This window comes from Actinomadura sp. NPDC000929 (assembly GCF_040492065.1).
Classification (GTDB): domain Bacteria; phylum Actinomycetota; class Actinomycetes; order Streptosporangiales; family Streptosporangiaceae; genus Spirillospora; species Spirillospora verrucosospora.
The window spans coordinates 1-18,349 of sequence record NZ_JBEUPA010000161.1; the positions used below are offsets into that span (position 1 = coordinate 1).

Annotated in this window: 15 protein-coding genes; 12 read left to right on the top strand and 3 right to left on the bottom strand. The window is 74.4% G+C overall.

All coding sequences use genetic code 11. The annotated features are described in order from the left end of the window. Positions 1 to 124: SCO2583/SCO2584 N-terminal domain-containing protein (locus ABWI04_RS42845; RefSeq protein ID WP_502913206.1), on the bottom strand; the 124-nt coding region annotated here is incomplete at its 3' end. A 210-nt stretch (positions 125 to 334) separates the two neighbouring features. On the opposite strand from ABWI04_RS42845, the gene ABWI04_RS35870 reads away from it, so the two are divergent. From ABWI04_RS35870 to ABWI04_RS35905, 8 genes are all read left to right on the top strand, one after another. After that, positions 335 to 1,495, top strand: coding sequence for a steroid 3-ketoacyl-CoA thiolase (locus ABWI04_RS35870; protein ID WP_353835176.1), 1,161 nt, complete (start codon positions 335 to 337; stop codon positions 1,493 to 1,495). Positions 1,496 to 1,593: 98 nt separating this feature from the next. Beyond that, positions 1,594 to 2,583 carry an MBL fold metallo-hydrolase gene (locus tag ABWI04_RS35875; RefSeq protein WP_345186389.1) on the top strand — a complete coding sequence of 330 codons (990 nt, stop codon included), beginning with the start codon at positions 1,594 to 1,596 and terminating at the stop codon, positions 2,581 to 2,583. 75 nt (positions 2,584 to 2,658) lie between these two features. Continuing rightward, positions 2,659 to 5,520 carry a hypothetical protein gene (locus ABWI04_RS35880; RefSeq protein ID WP_353835177.1) on the top strand — a complete coding sequence of 954 codons (2,862 nt, stop codon included), beginning with the start codon at positions 2,659 to 2,661 and terminating at the stop codon, positions 5,518 to 5,520. A gap of 159 nt (positions 5,521 to 5,679) precedes the next feature. After that, complete coding sequence (locus tag ABWI04_RS35885) at positions 5,680 to 6,951, top strand: cytochrome P450 (protein WP_345186382.1); 1,272 nt, start codon at positions 5,680 to 5,682, stop codon at positions 6,949 to 6,951. 36 nt (positions 6,952 to 6,987) lie between these two features. Next, entirely contained in the window at positions 6,988 to 8,223 is a 1,236-nt protein-coding gene (locus tag ABWI04_RS35890) for a cytochrome P450 (protein ID WP_353835178.1), read from the top strand. A 28-nt stretch (positions 8,224 to 8,251) separates the two neighbouring features. Next, positions 8,252 to 9,535 (top strand): glycosyltransferase family 4 protein, encoded by a 1,284-nt coding sequence (locus ABWI04_RS35895; protein ID WP_353835179.1) that lies wholly within the window; start codon positions 8,252 to 8,254, stop codon positions 9,533 to 9,535. Positions 9,536 to 9,578: 43 nt separating this feature from the next. Next, positions 9,579 to 10,340 carry a class I SAM-dependent methyltransferase gene (locus ABWI04_RS35900; protein WP_345186402.1) on the top strand — a complete coding sequence of 254 codons (762 nt, stop codon included), beginning with the start codon at positions 9,579 to 9,581 and terminating at the stop codon, positions 10,338 to 10,340. Then, positions 10,330 to 11,445 (top strand): prenyltransferase, encoded by a 1,116-nt coding sequence (locus tag ABWI04_RS35905; protein WP_345186356.1) that lies wholly within the window; start codon positions 10,330 to 10,332, stop codon positions 11,443 to 11,445. Before ABWI04_RS35900 ends, ABWI04_RS35905 begins: the two co-directional genes overlap by 11 nt. Positions 11,446 to 11,496: 51 nt before the next feature. Here ABWI04_RS35905 and ABWI04_RS35910 read toward each other — a convergent pair whose 3' ends face one another. Then, entirely contained in the window at positions 11,497 to 12,153 is a 657-nt protein-coding gene (locus tag ABWI04_RS35910) for a class I SAM-dependent methyltransferase (RefSeq protein ID WP_345186399.1), read from the bottom strand. Between the two features lie 237 nt (positions 12,154 to 12,390). On the opposite strand from ABWI04_RS35910, the gene ABWI04_RS35915 reads away from it, so the two are divergent. From ABWI04_RS35915 to ABWI04_RS35930, 4 genes are all read left to right on the top strand, one after another. Continuing rightward, positions 12,391 to 12,582, top strand: coding sequence for a ferredoxin (locus tag ABWI04_RS35915; RefSeq protein ID WP_345186353.1), 192 nt, complete (start codon positions 12,391 to 12,393; stop codon positions 12,580 to 12,582). Positions 12,583 to 12,651: 69 nt separating this feature from the next. Then, positions 12,652 to 13,740, top strand: a complete 1,089-nt coding sequence (locus ABWI04_RS35920; RefSeq protein WP_353835180.1) for a Zn-dependent alcohol dehydrogenase — start codon at positions 12,652 to 12,654, stop codon at positions 13,738 to 13,740. A gap of 126 nt (positions 13,741 to 13,866) precedes the next feature. Continuing rightward, a complete protein-coding gene (locus tag ABWI04_RS35925; RefSeq protein ID WP_353835181.1) occupies positions 13,867 to 15,723 on the top strand; it encodes a DUF8508 domain-containing protein in 1,857 nt (618 codons plus the stop codon). A 153-nt stretch (positions 15,724 to 15,876) separates the two neighbouring features. Next, on the top strand, positions 15,877 to 16,062 hold the full coding sequence (locus ABWI04_RS35930) for a hypothetical protein (protein WP_345186343.1): 186 nt from the start codon (positions 15,877 to 15,879) through the stop codon (positions 16,060 to 16,062). Positions 16,063 to 16,293: 231 nt separating this feature from the next. Here the strand turns inward: ABWI04_RS35930 and ABWI04_RS35935 are convergent. Continuing rightward, the coding region (locus ABWI04_RS35935) for a beta propeller repeat protein (RefSeq protein WP_353835182.1) at positions 16,294 to 18,349 on the bottom strand (2,056 nt) is incomplete at its 5' end.

The window sequence follows — 18,349 nt, forward strand, 5'->3', positions numbered from 1 at the left end:
GCCCCGACCGGCGCCGCTCGCGGCGGGACGGGGGACGGGCGCGCTCGCGCGCGGACGGCTCGGTGAAGACGGCGCTCCTGACGAAGTCCTCGTCGAACACGGGCTCGTCGAAATCTGCGGCCATGGGACTCTCCGGCGCGGGGGGATCGTCGTGCGCCCAGGCTAGTAGACGCCGCCGACGCCCCCGCCGGGCGACCACCGGCGCGGCGGCGTGGGGACCGGTGCGGCGCCGGGTGCCGTGCGGCGCCGGATCCCTCTCACCGGGACCGGCCTTCCCCGGCAAAGTTAGAACACGTTACATTCGAAGGCGAATCGCGTTCTAGAAGGAGACCGCATGGGTACCCCGGTGATCGTCGAGGCGGTGCGCACGCCGCTCGGCAAGCGTGGCGGATGGCTCGCGGGCCTGAAGCCGATGGCCGTCCTCGCGCACGCCCTGAACGCCGCCGTCGAGCGCTCCGGCATCGACGCCGCCGAGGTGGAGCAGGTCTTCGCGGGCTGCGTCACGCAGGCCGGCGAGCAGGGCGGGCACGTCGGCCGCTACTCCTGGCTGTACGCCGGCCTTCCGTGGCAGGCGGGCGTCACCACCATCGACGCCCAGTGCGGCTCCTCCCAGCAGGGCGTCCACCTGGCCGCGTCCCAGATCGCCGCCGGGGTCGTGGACGTCGCGATCGGCTGCGGCGTCGAGGTGATGAGCCGCGCCCCGCTCGGCAGCAACGTCATGCCCGCCAACCCGCGGCCCGACGACTGGTCGCTCGACATGCCGAACCAGTTCGAGGCCGCCGAGCGGATCGCCGCCCGCCGCGGCATCACCCGCGCCGACCTCGACGCGTTCGGCGCCCGCTCCCAGCAGCTGGCCGCCAAGGCGTGGGCGGACGGCCGCTTCGACCGCGAGATCGCCCCGATCACCGCGCCCGTCCTGGACGCCGAGGGCGGCGTCACCGGCGAGACGCGCGAGGTCACCCGCGACCAGGGCCTGCGCGAGACGACCGCCGACGGGCTCGCCAGGCTCAAGCCGGTCCTCGGTCCCGAGGGCCTGCACACGGCGGGCACCTCGTCCCAGATCTCCGACGGCGCCGCCGCCGTCCTGCTGATGTCGGAGGACAAGGCCCGGGCCCTCGGCCTGCGCCCGCGCGCCCGCATCCGCACGCAGGCCCTCGTCGGCGGCGAGCCGTACTACCACCTCGACGGCCCCGTGCAGTCGACCGAGCGGGTCCTGCGGCGCTCCGGCATGACCATGGGCGACATCGACATCACCGAGATCAACGAGGCGTTCGCGTCGATCGTGCTGTCCTGGGCGTCCGTCCACGAGCCGGACATGGACCGGGTCAACGTCAACGGCGGCGCCATCGCCCTCGGCCACCCCGTGGGCGCCACCGGCGCGCGGCTGATCACCACCGCGCTGCACGAGCTGGAACGCCGCGACGCCGGGACCGCCCTGGTCACGATGTGCGCGGGCGGCGCGCTGTCCACCGCCACGATCCTCGAACGGATCTGACCGGCAGGCATCCTGGAGAGCAGGACAGGGCAGGACTCAGGGCCCCGGCCGCCGCGGCCGGGGCCTTCGAACCATGACAGGCGCGAAAGGCGGTCTCGGTGCAGCCGGAACCTGAGGACCTCGGCGGCGGGCTGTGGAGCGTCCCCGTCCCCATCCCGAACAACCCCCTGTCGTACACGCTGGTGTACGCGGTGGAGAGCCCCCGGGGCCCCGTCCTGATCGACGCGGGCTGGCAGCACGAGGACGCATGGACGGCCCTGCGCGACGGGCTCGGCACGTTCGGGATCGACGTCGCCGACGTGTACGGCGTGGTCGTCACGCACTTCCACCCCGACCACGCGGGCCTCGCCGGGCGCGTCCGAGAGACGTCCGGCGCGTGGATCGCCATGCACCACTCCGACGCCGGGATCGTCCGGCTGTTCAACGAGGTCGGCCAGGGCGGGCGCCGCTCGTTCGAGCTCACCGCGCTGCGCCGCGCGGGCGCGGCCGAGTCGGACCTGACCGGGCCGACCCAGCAGACCCGCGTCTCGCCGCCCGCGATCCCCGACCGCGAGCTGTCCGACGGCGACCTGGTGGACGTCCCCGGCCGCCGGCTCCAGGCCGTCTGGACCCCCGGGCACACGCCCGGCCACATCTGCCTGCACCTGGAGGACGGCGACCGCATCTTCACCGGCGACCACGTCCTGCCGCGCATCACCCCGCACATCGGCCTCTACCCCTACGACACCCCGGACGTGGACCCGCTGAGCGACTTCCTCGGCTCGCTCGACAAGGTCTCCGCCATGGCCGTGGCCGAGGTCCTGCCCGCCCACCAGCACCGCTTCCGCGGGCTCGGGGACCGCGCCCGCGAGATCATCGCCCACCACGAGGAGCGGCTCGCGGAGGTGGCGGCGCTGCTGTCGCCCCGCCCCGTCACGCTGTGGGACCTCACCGCCGGCCTCACCTGGCGGCACCCGTGGTCCGAGATGGCCCAGCAGGCCCGCCGCATGGCCGCCGCCGAGGCCGCCGCCCATCTGCGCACCCTGGAGACCCGCGGCGTGGCCCGCCGCGACGGCGCCGACGACCCCCTCCGGTACGTGCTGCGCTGACGTCCCCGATCCGCCGCCCGGTGTCGTCCGGGGACGTTAGTCTGCCCGCCGATGATCTCGGGAGGGGATGGGCTGATGCGGGCGATGCCGGGGCAGGACGAGGACGAGCTGCGCGGCGCGGTGGCGCTCGCGGCGGACGAGCCGGAGGAGGCACGCGCGCGTGTCCTGCGGACCGGCGGGCGGCAGCCCGCGGCCTCCCTGCCGGACTACTTCTCGGCCGCGGCGCGGGCGTTCGCGCGAGCGGGCCACGCCGAACAGGCCGCGTTCTACCTGGGCAGGTCCGGCGAGGCCGAAGAGGCGAACGCGCGGCTGCTCGACCTGGCGCCCGACACGGCCCGGGCGCAGCGGGTGCTGGTGGAGCTGGTCCCCCTGGGCGCGGTCACCGCGTCGGCGCTGCACGGCCATCTGAAGCGGCTCGCGCGGCACGACGACGCGGCGGCGGCCCACGCCTGGGCGCGGGAGGCGGTGTGCGCGTTCTTCGACGCGGGCGTCGTCCCGTACCCGAACGTCGTCGCGGACCTGCTTCCGGTGGCGCGGGCGGCGGGCGTGGGCGAGGCGGACGAGACCGACTTCGTCGCCGAGCGGCTGCTGCGCGGAGGGCTGCTGCCCCGGGCGCCGCTGCCGCTGTGGGAGGCCCTGGACGCGGCGCTGCGGCGCCTCGCGGAGACGCCCGAGCTGCTCGACCTGCTGATCGGGGCGGGGCCCGACGGCGAGTTGTACGCCGATCCCGGTCCGCGCGCCGAACACCACCGCCGCTGGCTGCTGCTGCTCGGGCTGGTCGGGGCCGGGCGGCGGCTGCCGCGTGACTGGTTCGCCGCCGCCGGACCGCAGCCCGCGAGCGAGCTGATGCGCCTGGCCGCGGACGCGGGCGACCGGCTGTTCCCCGCGCCGGGCCGGTGGTTCGACCCGGCCGCCGACCCGGTCGTCGGACGTCCCGCACCAGACCCCCTCGCCTTCACCCGCACGAAGGTCCAGGCTCCGCACTGGACCGGCGAGGACGACGCCCTCCCCCGGTTCCTCGCGCAGTTCGACGAAGGCGCCCCGAACGCGCGGGAGCGGCTGGACGCCTGCGTGCGGGAGCTCGGCCGGTACGACAACGTCGACTACCCGTCCCTGATGCGGGCGCTGTGGGCGCGGGGGACGGTCCGCCGCGCCCTCTCCGAGGACGTCGCGCGGTGGCGGGAGGAGGGCGCGGCGGGCGACCTGCTCGGCCTGGAGGTCGCGCTGCCCCGGCTGGCGCCGCTGGCGGAGGCCGCGGCCGGGACCCCGGCCGCCGAAGCCCTGGCCGGCCTGGAGATCACCGATCCGGTCGGCGCGCTGTGGCGCGCGCTGCGGGCCGGGCTCCCCGAGGAACTGCGGTTCCCGGCCGTCGAGGGCTCGCCCGTCACCGTCGTCCTGCACGACGATCTGCTCACGCTCGGCGTCGCGGGAAAGCGCGTCGAGGTCCTCGGGCCCGCCGGGCCGGTCCATCGCGCCGACCTCCCCCACGGCACCGGCACCTACCCGTGGTACGACGGCGCCGGCTGCTACGTCTCGCGGCTGAACGGGAACCGCGCGGAGACCTACCGCGCACCCGACCCCGGACGGCTGGAGGTGCCCGCCGACGGGCAGTGGCGGTGGCCGCGGAGCCCCGCGGCGGTCGCCCTGACGTTCCCGGGCGCGACCGCGCCGACGCAGGTCATCCTGGACCGGGGGCTCCTGCGCCTGGTCGACGGCGCGGGCCGGACGACCCTCAGGATCCGGTACTCCCCGGCCCAGCGCGGCGACGCGGTCATGCCCCCGCCCGGCTTCTGGCCCCACCTGCCGGCCGCGGACCCCGAGGGCTCGGCGGCGCTGCGCGGCCTCACCCGCGACGGCGCGGTCCGCCTGGTGGACGCCGCGCTCGTCCACCGGCGGGAGCTGGACGCCGAGCTGGGCCGCGTCCTCCCCGGAATCACCGACGCGCGGCTGCTGGAAGGCGTGGCGGAGCTGGTGCTGCGGGCCGCCGCGTGCCTGCTCGACGTGCTCCGCCTGCGGGACGCGCTCCGCCTGGCCCCGCCGGAGGGCCTGCCGGAGCGGATCCGCCCCGTCGGCGGCCTGCGGGCCGGGCGGCTGGGCTACCGCCGGCCGGCCGTCCGGTACCTCGCCGAGGTCCTCGTGGAGGCCGCCGAGACCGGGCCCGCCTACGACACGCCCCATCCGCTCGGCCGCATCGACCTCCCCACCGGCGCGCGGGGCGTGTACTTCGCGTTCGGGACGCTCGGCGGAGAGGCCCTGCTGGCCGCGCTGCCGTGGCGGGCCGCGTACCAGCGGGCCAAGGCCGCGGACCTGCTGGGCGCGTGGGGCGGCACGCCCTGGGGCGACGGCAGCGGCCGGTGGCGGCGGCTGTGGTTCGGCGCGCAGGCCACGCAGGACCCCGAGGGGCAGATCTGGCGGACGCCGAACGGCGCGATGGTGGTGCTCTCCTGGCAGGCCCGTCCGCACAAGGAGTCCTACGCCGTCGAGTACTCGCCGGACGGCGTCTTCCGCGACTTCACCTTCCCCGGCTGGCACCACCGGAATCCGCCCAAGCCGCAGGGCTGGGGCGGGGCGGACCGCATCGCGCGGTACCTGCGCCTGCTGGACGAGCGGGGCCCGGCCCCCTACGACGTGGCGGCCGTGCGGCGCCTGGCCGAGGGCACGGGGCTGCCGGTCTCCGCGGCCGCGTCCGCCGCCTACGGCTACCCGTTCACGGTCGGGCGCGAGAAGGAACTGGCCCGGCTCCCCGCGGACGTCGCCGCGCTCTACGCCGATCCCGAGACGGGCGAGCACGCCCGGGACACCTGGTCGTGGCAGCGCGACGAGGCGCTACGGCAGCCCCTGATGCCCGCGAACCCGGAGGACCTCTGGGTCACGGGCCTGGACGTGGACGCGGCCGTCGCGTGGTGGGACGCCGGGGGGCGCGAACTGGGGCTGTGATCCTCCGTTCCGGGTGCGACGCAGATCACTCTCACCGGCGGGACTCTTGATGAGACTGGAGTCTCATGTTAGAACCTGTTCTAGGTAAGTGCAGCAAGCAAGCGCTCACTGTGGCCTGCTCGCCTCGTGTGGTCTCCACCCCGGCACGAAGGATCCTCCATGGCACTCGCGACGTCCCCCCTCTCCGCCGCCCGGCCCTTCCGGGCACCCGAGATCGACATCATCGATCCGGGCGTCTACGAGCGCGGGGGGATCCCGCACCGCCAGTTCCAGTGGCTGCGCGACAACGACCCCGTCCACTGGCACCCGGATCCGAACGACGGAGTGCCGGGCTTCTGGGCCATCACGCGGCACGAGGACGTGGTGTCGGTGTCGCGGCGCGCCGACCCGTACTCCTCGCACGAGCGCACCTCGATGTTCGAGGAGTTCTCCAGCGACGACATCGCCATGTACGGGCAGATGATGCTCTTCCAGGACCCGCCGGACCACACCCGGCTGCGTTCCATGGTCAACAAGGGCTTCACCCCGCGGATGATCGGGCGGCTGGAGGGGCACATCCGCAAGATCTGCAACGAGCTGATCGACGAGGCGGCGCCGCTCGGCGAGTGCGACTTCGTCGAGCGGTTCGCCGCGCCGCTGCCGCTCTACACGATCTGCGAGCTGCTCGGCGCCCCGATGGAGGACCGGGAGAAGATCTTCCACTGGTCGAACAAGCTCGTCGCGTTCAACGACCCCGAGTTCATCGGCGGCCGCGAGGAGTCGACCCTGTGCGCCGCCGAGTTCGCCGAGTGGGGCGGGCAGCTCGCCGCCGCGCGCGAGTCCACGCCGCGCGACGACATCGTGACCAAGCTGCTGACGCCCGACGCCGACGGCAACCGGATCAGCCTGGAGGAGTTCCAGCTGTTCGTGATCATGCTGTCGATCGCGGGCAACGAGACCACCCGGACCGCCACCGCGGGCGGCATGATCGCCTTCTTCGAGCGGCCGGACCAGTGGGCCCGGCTGCGGGAGGACCGGAGCCTGCTGCCGACGGCGGTCGAGGAGATCGTCCGCTGGGTCAGCCCGATCAACCAGTTCCGCCGGACGGCCCTGGTCGACACCGAGATCGGCGGCAAGCAGATCAAGGCCGGCGACAAGGTCGTGATGTTCTACGGCTCCGCGAACCGCGACGAGCGCGCCTTCGACAACCCGTTCGCGTTCGACGTGGCGCGCGACCCGAACCCCCACATCGGCTTCGGCGGCGGCGGCCCGCACTACTGCCTCGGCACGCACCTCGCGCGCATGAACCTGCGGATCATCTTCGAGACGATCCTGGAGCGCATGCCCGACATCCGGCTCGCGGGCGAGCCGCGGCGCCTGCGGTCCAACTTCGTCAACGGCTACAAGGAGATCCCGGTGCGTTTCACGCCATCGGCCCCGCTGGGAGGTTGACGGCGCCCATCACTCCGGACGAGGAGGTTCGAGGCGATGACCACCACCCCCGACATCGAACTGGTCGACCCCGGCGCGTACGAGCACAGCGGCGTCCCGCACGGGCAGCTGGCGTGGCTGCGCGAGCACGAGCCGGTGTACCGCCACCACGGCGACCCGGCCCTCGGCCACCCGCCGTTCTGGGCGGTCACCCGGCACGAGGACGTCGTGCACGTCTCGCGGCACCCGGAGCTCTTCTCGTCGTGGCAGCGGCTGGCGCTGTTCCACGAGACGCCGGACGACCAGCTCGTCCTGCAGCGGATGATGATGCTCAACCAGGACCCGCCGGAGCACTCGCGCAAGCGGAGCATCGTCAACCGGGGGTTCACCCCGCGCGCGATCGGCGCCCTGGAGCAGCACATCCGGGACATCTGCCGGCGCCTCGTGGCCGAGACCGCCGAGCGCGGGCCGGAGGCCGACTTCGTCCGCGACCTGGCGGCGCCGCTGCCGCTCTACGTGATCTGCGAGCTGCTCGGCGCCCCGCCCGAGGACCGGGAGAAGATCTTCCACTGGTCGAACACGCTGATCGGCGGCGACGACCCCGACTTCCAGCGCACGCCGGAGGAGGGCCAGCAGGCGGCGACCGAGCTGTACGCCTACGCCAACGAGCTGGCGGCGGCCCGGAGGGAGAACCCGCGCGAGGACATCGTCACCCGGCTGCTCCAGCCGGACGCCGACGGCGAGGTGCTGACCGGGGACGAGTTCGAGCTGTTCGTGCTGCTGCTGTCGGTCGCCGGGAACGAGACGACCCGGAACGCGGCCTCCGGCGGCATGCTCGCGCTCCTGGAGCACCCGGAGCAGTGGGAGCGGATGAGGGCCGACCCGTCGCTGGTCCGGACGGCGGCGGACGAGATCGTCCGCTGGGTCACCCCGGTCAACATGTTCCGGCGCACAGCCGTCCGGGACACCGAGATCGGCGGCCGGGCGATCGCCGAGGGCGACAAGGTCGTGGTGTTCTACTCCTCGGCCAACCGCGACGAGGCGGTGTTCGACGACCCGTACCGCTTCGACGTGGGCCGGGACCCGAACCCCCATCTGGGCTTCGGCGGCGGCGGTCCGCACTTCTGCCTGGGCTCCCATCTCGCCCGGCTTGAGCTGAGTGTGCTCTTCGGAACACTCTTGGACACCATGCCCAATATTGAACTCAACGGTAACGTTCGCAGGCTAAGGTCTAGTTTCATCAACGGCGTAAAGGAGATGCCGGTACGGGTGCGTCCGGCGTCCCTCGACTGACGGGAGTGGTGCGTGGGCAGGGGATGGCGTGGGTGAGGCAGGCGAGACGAGCGGTCCGCTGCGGGTGGCCCTGCTCTCGTACCGCAGCAAGCCGCACTGCGGCGGCCAGGGCGTCTACCTCCGGCACCTGACCCGGGAACTGGTCGACCTCGGGCACGCCGTGGAGGTCGTCTCCGGCCAGCCGTACCCGGAGCTCGACCGCGAGGAGATCACCCTCACCAAGCTGCCGAGCCTGGACCTGTACCGGGACGAGGACCCGTTCCGCACCCCGGCCCTCGGCGAGTTCCGCGACTGGCTGGACGTCCTGGAGTTCGCGCACATGAAGACCGGCGGCTTCCCCGAGCCGCTGACCTTCAGCCTGCGCGCGCTGCGGCTGCTGCGCGAGCGCCGCCGCGACTTCGACGTCGTGCACGACAACCAGGTCCTCGGCGTCGGCAACCTCGGCATCTCCCGGCTGGGGCTGCCGCTGGTGACCAGCATCCACCACCCGATCAGCGTCGACCGGCGGATCGAGATCGAGGCCGCCCGCGGCCTCAAGCAGAAGCTCGGCAAGCGCCGCTGGTACGGGTTCGTCGGGATGCAGTCGCAGGTCTCGCGGCGCATCGGGCCCGTGCTGACGGTGTCGGAGTCCTCCAAGGTCGACATCGTCAAGGACTTCAAGGTCGACCCGCGCGACATCGAGATCCTGCCGCTCGGCGTCGACACCCGGATCTTCCACCCGCGCGGCGAGCGCGTCCCCGGCCGGATCGTGGCGATGGCCAGCGCCGACGCGCCGATCAAGGGCGTGGACGTGCTGCTGCGCGCGGTCGCCAAGGTCGCGACCGAGCGCGACGTCCACGTGGTCGTGGTCAGCCGGCCGCAGAAGGACGGCCCGACCGAGCGGCTCGTGCGCGAGCTCGCGCTCGGCGAGCGGGTCCGGTTCGTCAGCGGCATCAGCGACGGCGAGCTGGGCGAGCTGCTGGCGTCCGCGGAGACCGCCGTCGTGCCGTCGCGCTACGAGGGGTTCTCGCTGCCCGCCGTCGAGCACATGGCGTCCGGGACGCCGCTCGTGGCGAGCCGCGCCGGCGCCCTGCCCGAGGTCGTGGGCGACGCCGGGATCCTCGTCGCGCCGGGTGACGTGGAGGAACTGGCCGCGACCCTGCACCGCCTGCACGACTCCCCCGGGGAGCGTGCGCGGATGGGAGCCGCCGGCCTCGCGCGCGTCCAGGAGCGGTTCGCCTGGCCCGCCGTGGCGCAGGCCACCGTGGAGCACTACCGGGCCGCCATCACCCAGCAGAACTACCGGCGCCTAGCCGCGCGCAAGGGCAAGTGAGGGAGCGTCCCGCGGACGCCCTCTGATCGGAAGGAGCACGACCCTGCTGACCGTGGATTTCCAGCGGTTCCGCGTCTCCCCTGGAGACCGCGTCCTCGACATGGGATGCGGCGCCGGACGGCACGCCTTCGAGCTGTACCGACGGGGTGCGCACGTCGTGGCCTTCGACCAGGACGCCGGCGAGCTGTCCGGCGTCGACAAGATGTTCGGGGCGATGCGCCTCGAAGGTCAGGTGCCCGAGGACGCGACCGCCGAGACCGTGCAGGGCGACGCGCTGGACCTGCCGTTCCCCGACGACCACTTCGACGCGATCGTCGCGTCGGAGGTGCTGGAGCACATCCCCGACGACATGCGGGCGATGCGCGAGCTGCTGCGCGTCCTCAGGCCGGGCGGCAGGCTCGCCGTGACGGTGCCGAGCTGGCTGCCCGAGCGGGTCTGCTGGGCCCTGTCGGAGGACTACCACACCGCCCCCGGCGGGCACGTGCGGATCTACACCCGCGCGGAGCTGGAGGCCAAGCTGAAGTCGGTCGGCTTCCGGGTCGGCGGCCACCACCACGCGCACGGGCTGCACGCCCCCTACTGGTGGATCAAGTGCGCGGTGGGGGTGGACAACGACGGCAACCCGCTGGCCAAGGCCTACCACCAGCTCCTCGTCTGGGACATCATGAAGCGGCCGCTCGCCACCCGGCTGGCCGAGCGCGTCATGAACCCGCTGATCGGCAAGAGCGTCGTCGTCTACTTCGCCAAGCCCGCCGCGCCGGACGCGCCGGCGGCCCCGGCCCGGGAGACGGCGGATGCGGTCTGAGACCGCCCCGCCCTCGGTTCCCGGAGTCCTGACCGCGGACGACGTCGTCGCCACGGCGCGGAGCATCGCGGCGCAGCAGGAGGCGTCCGGCGCGATCCCGTGGTTCTCGCCGACGCACGGGGTCCCCGGCCACGTGGACGCCTGGAACCACGTCGAGGCGGCGATGGCGCTGTCGGCCGCCGGGCTCGGCGCCGAGGCCAGGCGGGCCTACGAGTGGCTGCGCGGCGTCCAGCGCCCGGACGGGTCGTGGCCCGCGAAATGGGTGCTGGGCGAGGTCACCGAGCCGGGCGGGGAGTCCAACCACGCCGCCTACGTCGCGGTCGGCGTCTGGCACGAGCTGCTGACCACCGGGGACGAGGACTTCGCCCGGCGCATGTGGCCGGCGGTCCGGCGGGCGATCGACTTCACGCTCGGGCTGCAGACCGGGCGCGGCGAGATCATCTGGATCCGGCACGAGGGCGGCGAGCCGTCCGACCACGCGCTGCTGACCGGCTGCTCGTCGATCTACCAGTCGCTGCGCTGCGCGGTCGCGCTGGCCGAGCGGCTCGGCGAGCACCAGCCGGACTGGGAGCTCGCCGCCGACCAGCTCGGGCACGTGGTCGCCGCGCATCCGGAGGCGTTCGCCGACAAGAGCCGCTGGTCGATGGACTGGTACTACCCGGTGCTCGGCGGCCCCGTGCGCGGCGCGGACGCGGCGCGCCGCTTCGACGAGGCCTGGGACACCTTCGTGGTGCCGGGCCTCGGCTGCCGCTGCGTGTCCGACCAGCCGTGGGTGACGGCGGCGGAGAGCTGCGAGCTGGTGCTGGCGCTGGACGCCTCGGGCGACCGCGACCGCGCGCTGGAGCTGTTCACCACCGTCCAGCACCTCCGGCACGAGGACGGCTCGTACTGGACGGGCTGGCAGTTCGAGAACGAGCGGCACTTCCCGGGGGACCGTTCCACCTACACGGCGGCGGCGGTGATCCTGGCGGCGGACGCGCTGGCGGACGCCTCCCCCGGCTCCCGGCTCTTCAAGGAGATCGCGGGACGGCCCCTCGGCCCGTCCGAGGCGTCCGACCCGCTGGCGTGCGGCTGCGCGCTCGTCGCGGCCGCCCACCGCGCCTGACCGGGCTCCCCCGGCGCCCGGCCGCCCGGGCCGGGCGGCCGGGAACGCCGGTCAGGCGGGCGTGAGCGGGTCGGCGTCGCTGACGCGCTCCAGGACGCGCAGCGAGCCCTCCGCCCGGCGCTCCTCGAAGGCGCCGCTCGCCAGCGCCCGCAGGTAGAGCTCGTAGGGCGGCCGTCCGCCTTCGCGGGGGTCGGGGAAGACGTCGTGGATCACCAGGGCCCCGCCGACGGCGACGTGCGGCGTCCAGCCCTCGTAGTCGCCCTGCGCGTGCTCCTCGGCGTGGCCTCCGTCGATGAACAGCAGCGCCAGCGGCGTCCGCCAGAACGCCGAGACGGTGCGGGACTGCCCGACGATGGCGACGACCTCGTCCTCCAGCCCGGCGGCGGCCATCGTCTTGCGGAACTTGGGCAGGGTGTCCATCCGGCCGGTGCTCGGGTCGACCAGGGACGGGTCGTGGTGCTCCCAGCCCGCCTGGTTCTCCTCCGAGCCGTGGTGGTGGTCGACGGTGACCAGGACGGTTCCCGCCGCCCTGGCCGCGGTCCCCAGGTACACGGCGGACTTGCCGCAGTAGGTGCCGACCTCCAGCATGGGCCCGGTCCCGGCCAGGCGGCCGCCGTACTCCAGCCCCGTCTCGTACAGCGCGAGGCCCTCGCCGTCCGGCATGAAGCCCCGGGCGCTGCGCGCGGCGCGCAGCAGTTCGGCGGGCATCGGCGCCGCCGAGGGCGGTGCGCCTTCGCTGGTCGTCCCCGGTGCGGTGGACGCCTTGGTGTGGGTCATGATCTCCTCCGTCCGGGCACCATATCCGACATCGCCGGGATGAGACGCGAGTCTCACGCGGAGTCTTGCCGGAGCAGACTGGAACGTGTTCTACTTTCGAGGTGAGCCACCCGTTTCCGAACGTTATTCGGTAGGTTGACGGGTGAGTCCCCCGAACGGAGCAGAGCGATGAGAGTACGAGTCGACCCTCTGGTGTGCGAGGCGAACGCCGTGTGCGTCGGGCTCGCACCCGAGGTCTTCGACCTCAACGACGACGACGAGCTGCGGATCCTGCGGCCGGACGTCCCGCCCGAGGAGCAGGACCGCGTCCGCCACGCGGTGCGGTCGTGCCCGAAGGCCGCCCTGGCGCTGGAGGAGTAGCCGGCGGCTGCCCCCGGTCCCCGTTCACCCACCCCAGACGGCAACAGCTCAGGCACAGTGGAGGCAGCCATGGCACGCGCCGCGGTACTGCATGCGGTCGGCGACAGGGAACTCGACCTGCGCGACGACGTCTCGACGATCGATCCGGGTCCCGACCAGGTCAAGGTCAAGATCAAGGCGACCGGGGTCTGCCACTCGGACCTGTCCACGATGACCGGCGTGCTGCCGTCCGCGATGCCGACGGTCATCGGCCACGAGGGCGCGGGCGTCGTGGCGGAGGTCGGCGACCGGGTGACCGGCGTCCGGCCGGGCGACCACGTCGTCGTCAACTGGACGCCCGACTGCGGCGAGTGCGCCGAGTGCCTGCGCGGCGAGCCGTACCTGTGCATGACCTACCTCGCGCAGTCGTTCTCCGAGCCCGGTTTCACGCTCGGCGACGGCAGCCCCGCGTTCGGCATGGCGGGCACCGGCACCTGGGCCGAGGAGATCGTGCTCCCCCGGCGCGGGGTGATCAAGATCGCGGAGGACATCCCGTTCGAGTACGCGGCCCTGCTCGGCTGCGGCATCCCCACCGGCGTCGGCGCCGTCATCAACACGGCCAAGGTCACGCCGGGCTCCACGGTGGCGGTGGTCGGCGCGGGCGGCGTGGGGCTCTCCGTCATCCAGGGCGCCAAGATCGCGGGCGCGTCGACCATCCTGGCGATCGACCCGAACGAGGCCAAGCACCCCATCGCCAAGCAGTTCGGCGCGACCCACACCGCCACCCTGGACGACCTGGAGCAGACCAAGGGGCTCCTCACCGGCGGCGCGGGCTTCGACTACACCTTCGAGGTCGTCGGGAAGTCCGCGGCGATCACCACGGCGTGGAACACGACCCGGCGCGGCGGCGACGTCATCGTGGTGGGCGCGGGCGCCGCCGACGACGAGTGGAGCCAGACGGCGTTCGCGCTGCTGTTCGACGGCAAGAGCCTGAAGCCGTCCCTCTACGGCGGCTGCGACCTCAAGCGCGACATCCCCCTGTTCATCGACCTCTGGCGCGCCGGGAAGCTCGACATCGACAGCCTCATCTCCCGCCGGATCGGCTTCGAGGACCTGAACGACGCCGTCCGCGCCCTCACCAACGGCGAAGTCATCCGCCAAGTCGTCCTGTTCGACTGATCCCCCCAAGACCGCGGCGTGCCATCCCGCAACCGCGCCCATCCGGGACGGCACGCCGCAGGGTTCCGGACGCGTATCATCCTTGTCTGTTCGGGTCGGGCGGCGAGTCGTCATGGAGCGCGATTGGTGCACGGTCTGCGGTGGTTCCTGGCCGCGGCGGCTTTCACGGCGGTGCTCCTGGGTCCGCTCCTCCCGGCTTCCGCCGCGCACGCCGCTCCGCGGGCGGTCCGCATCCACGACATCCAGGGCGCGGCGCACATCTCGCCGCTGAACGGGGCCGCGGTCGCCCGGGTCCCGGGGGTCGTGACGGCGGTGACCTCCAACGGCTTCTGGATGCAGGACCCGCGTCCCGACAGGAGCGCCGCGACGTCCGAGGGCGTCTTCGTCTTCACCCGGGACCGGCCGCGGGCGGCGGCCGGCGACGCGGTCCGGGTCGACGGCCGGGTCAGCGAGTTCCGGCCGGACGGGGGCGCGTCCGGCGGGCTGACCCGCACGGAGATCGACGCCACCGCGACCACGGTCGACGCGCACGGGACGCCCCCGCCGCCCGCCCTCGTGCTCGGCGCGGGCGGGCTCAGGCCGCCGGGCGTGATCGACCACGGGCTGGGGAACGTGGAGCGCGGCGGCGCGTTCGACCCCCGCCGCGACGCCCTGGACTTCTACGAGGCCCTCGAAGGCATGCGGATCGAGCTCCGCGACGCCGTCGCGGCCGGTCCGTCCCGCTTCGGCGAGCTGCCCGTGCTGCCCTCCGGGGGCGCCGGCGCCGGGCCGCGGACGGCGCGCGGCGGCGTCCTGCTGCGCGACGGCGACGCCAACCCCGAGCGCGTCATCCTCGACGACGCGCTCGCCCCGCTGCCCGGCATGGACGTCGGCGACCGGCTGCCCGGCGCGAACACCGGGGTCCTCGACTACTCCTACGCCGACTACAAGCTGCTGCTCACCGCGACGCCGCGGCGCGCCCCCGGCGGGCTCGCCCGCGAGGCGACCCGGCCGCAGCGCCCCGGCGAGCTCGCCGTCGCCACCGCCGGGCTGGACGGGCTCGACCCCGACGCCCCGGCCGCGCGCTTCGAGGCCGCCGCGCGCGACATCGTGGACGGCCTGCGCTCCCCCGACCTCGTCGCGGTGAGCGGTCTCGGCGACAACAGCGGCCCCGACGACGACGGCACCGTCGCCGACGACCAGAGCGTCGCGCAGCTGGTCACGGCGATCAGCGCGGCGGGCGGCCCCGCCTACGACTGGCGCTCGGTCGAGCCGCGCGACAACGCCGACGGCGGGCGCAAGGGGACCAACGAGCGGGTGGGGTTCCTGTTCCGCACCGACCGCGGCCTCTCGTTCGTCGACCGCCCGGCGCTGGCCGACCCCGTCCCCGACGCCCCGCCCGCGCGGCCCGACCCGGCCGTCACGCCGGTCCGGGCCGTCCCGCGCGGCGGCGCGGCGGGTCTCACGCTGAGCCCCGGCCGGATCGCGCCGGGCGACGCCGCGTGGGCCGGCGCCCGCAAGCCGATCGCCGGGGAGGTGACCTGGCGGGGGCGCCGCATCATCGTCGTCGCGAACCAGTGGTTCCCCCGCACCGGCGACGACCAGCCGCTGTTCGGGCGCCGCCAGCCGCCCTCCCAGCCCACCCAGTGGCGCCGGGACGCGCAGGCCCGCGTGGTCGCGGGCTTCGTGAACTCCGTCCGGAAGGCCGACGCCCGGGCCCGCGTGATCGTGGCGGGCGACCTCGGCGACCGCGGGACCTCCGCCCCGGTCCGCACCCTCGCCCAGGGCGCGGGACTCGCCGACCTGCCCGCCGAGCTGCCCGCGGGCGACCGCTACACGGCGGTGACCGGCGGCAACGCCGAGGACCTCGACCACATCCTGCTGAGCCCGTCGCTGCGCGCGAACCGGCACGAGTTCGACGTGGTGCACCGCAGCGCGGAGTTCGCCGACCGCGCCGGCGACCGCGATCCCACGGTCGTCCGCATCGCGGTGACCGGCCGGTAGAGGCCCCCGGGCGGGCGGCCGACAGGGTCTCCGAATTTGGGAGATGCCGAAAGTAGCGTCACGGTTAGGTCCGGAATACCTCCGGGGTTTTTCTCCTGACCGGCGGGGCAGCGTCCGATCGGCACAACCCCCCACCGGGAGGAGACGCCTTCCATGGCGACCCGATATCGGCCGCACATCAGCCTGCTCGGCCTCATCTACCTGATCATCGGCGTGTTCATCGCCTGGGACCGCGGCTACATCGACGAGGGCCTGGTCGAGAAGATCGTCAGCGCGTTGCTGGCCGTCTTCCTCTGGATCCTCGTCCTGCTCGGCGTGGACTTCCACATCAACTTCTGAACCCTCGCGTCCCCCGAACCGGGCACGGGCCGTCCCTCTTCCCCCGCGGAGGGACGGCCCGTGTCCTTGCCGACAGGTGCACGTCCCCACCCGGGCCATAGACGGCAAGTGCCGCAAAAGTTACTTTCCGCTCATGACGAAAAAGGACTGCAGTTGCGGACATGGCGGCGGATGCTCGTGCGCGAAGGGCTGCTCCTGCGGCTGCAACGGCTGACCGCCGCGCCGCCGCGCTCAGCCGAGCGCGGGGGCGCGCCAGAGAATCAGGGCGTCGGCGTCGGCGCCGGTCGCGAGGACGGTGGAGCCCGCGGCGGACAGGGCCGTGAGGCGCTGGTCGCCGGGTCCGGTGAGGCCGGGAACGGCGACCCGCCGCCAGCTCACGCCGTCGGGTGACGTCAGAACCGCCGCGTCGTCCTTCGCGGAGGCCGCCGCGACGAAACCGCGCGGCGTCGCCGCGAGCGCGGTGGCGCTCAGGCCGGGGCCGAGGTCGTGCCGCGTCCAGTTCGCCCCGGCGTCGGTGGACACCAGCGCGGCCGCGTCGCCCGCGATCGCGACGAGGGTGTCGCCCCGGGCCGCGACCTGGGTCAGCGGAGCGGTGAGGCCGGCCGGAAGCCGGGCGGCGGTCCAGGTGAGGCCGTCCGGGGACGTCCAGGCCGCGGGCACCCTGCCGCGTCCGCCGACCGCCGCGTAGGCCCTGCTCGTCGCGGCCACGTCGGCCGGTGCGCCGTCGAGGCCCGCGCGGCTCCAGGTGCGCAGGTCGGCCGAGCGCCAGGCGACCCCGGTCCCCACCGCGACATACCCGGCCGGCCCGGCGGCGGCGGCCACGGGCGGCGGACCCGCCGGGAGAACGGGCTTCTGCCAGGTGAGACCGTCCTGCGACGTCAGCGCGAGGGGGCCGGGGGACGCGCCCGACGCGCGGCCGACGGCCAGCCAGCCGCGCCCGCCGCGGACGGCGTCGGACAGCAGGCCGGCCGTGGCGGGGAACCCGGCGCGCCTCCACGCGCGGCCGTCGGGGGACGTCCAGACCGCGGCGTTGCCGTTGGTGCTGCCCACCGCGACGGAGACCCCCGGCCCCGCGGCGAGCGACCTGACCGAGCGCTCGGGGTGGACGGCCCCCGGGACGGTGCGCAGGTCCACGCCGAACAGGTAGCCGTCGTCGCCCTGCCGCCCGGAGATGTTGATCTTTCCGTCGGCGACCGTCAGGCCGCTGCCGCGCACCGGCGCGGGGACGGTGCCCCCCGGCTGCCAGGTGCGGCCGTCCGCGCTGCGCAGGACGGTGCGCGCGCCCCGCTGGCCGGCCGCTGCGCCCCGGACGATGACGGCGAGCCCCGAGGGGGTGCCGTCGAAGCGCTCGACGCCTCCCCCGCCGAACCGGCCCGCGGCCCGCCAGCCGGTGCCGTCCGCCGAGGTGAACAGGACGCCGAAGCGCGCCGTCCTGCGGTGCTTCCCGCGGCCGGTCGTCCGCCGGCCCTCGCGGACGGTCGCGAACCCGCCGGGGCCGACCGCCAGGCCCTTCATGGGCCCGAACGAGCCCTGCGCCTGCGGGACCCCGGCGGACGTCCACGTCCGGCCGCCGTCGGTGGACCGCCAGAGGCCGTCGGTCCGCACGGTCCGGGTGACCTTCTTCCTGCCCCGCTTCTCGGTGACCTTCCTGCCGTAGGTCCCGTGAACCACGATCACGTTGCCGGAGGCCGCGACGCGGTCGAGGGCGATGATCCCCGGGAGGCCGTCGACGCGCTGCCACGCGCGGCCGTCCGCCGAACTCCAGGCCACCGCGCGGCCTCCGGACGCGCCCACGGCGACGAAGCCCTGGCCGGTGCGGGCCAGGTCGTTCACCTGGTCGGACGGTGTGAAGCCCGCGGCGGGCGGGCGGCGCGTCCAGGTCGCGGCGTCCTCGCTCGTCCACGCCGTCACGCTTCCGGCGGAGGTGCGGCCGAGCGCCGCCCAGCGCCCCGCGCCGCCGTCGATCAGGCGCGGGGTGTCGCCGGCGGGCACGGCCGAGCCGTCCGCCGTGCGCAGCGCCGCGAGCGACCAGGCGTGCCCCGCGTCGGCGGAGACGAGGAAGCGGGCCCGCTCCCGGCCGGGGACGCCGTCGCCCTCGGTGCCCGCCGCGACGACGGTGCCGCCCGCGGAGGCGATGGTCGTGAGGTCCTGGACGAGGCCGTCGCTCGTGGCGGCGGGGTCGGGGGCGAACAACCGGCGGAGGCGCACGCCGAGTGGCTGCGGACTACGCCCAGCGACCTCGTCAAGACGGTTCACCAGCGGTTCTTGTCCACCGACGACCGAGTCA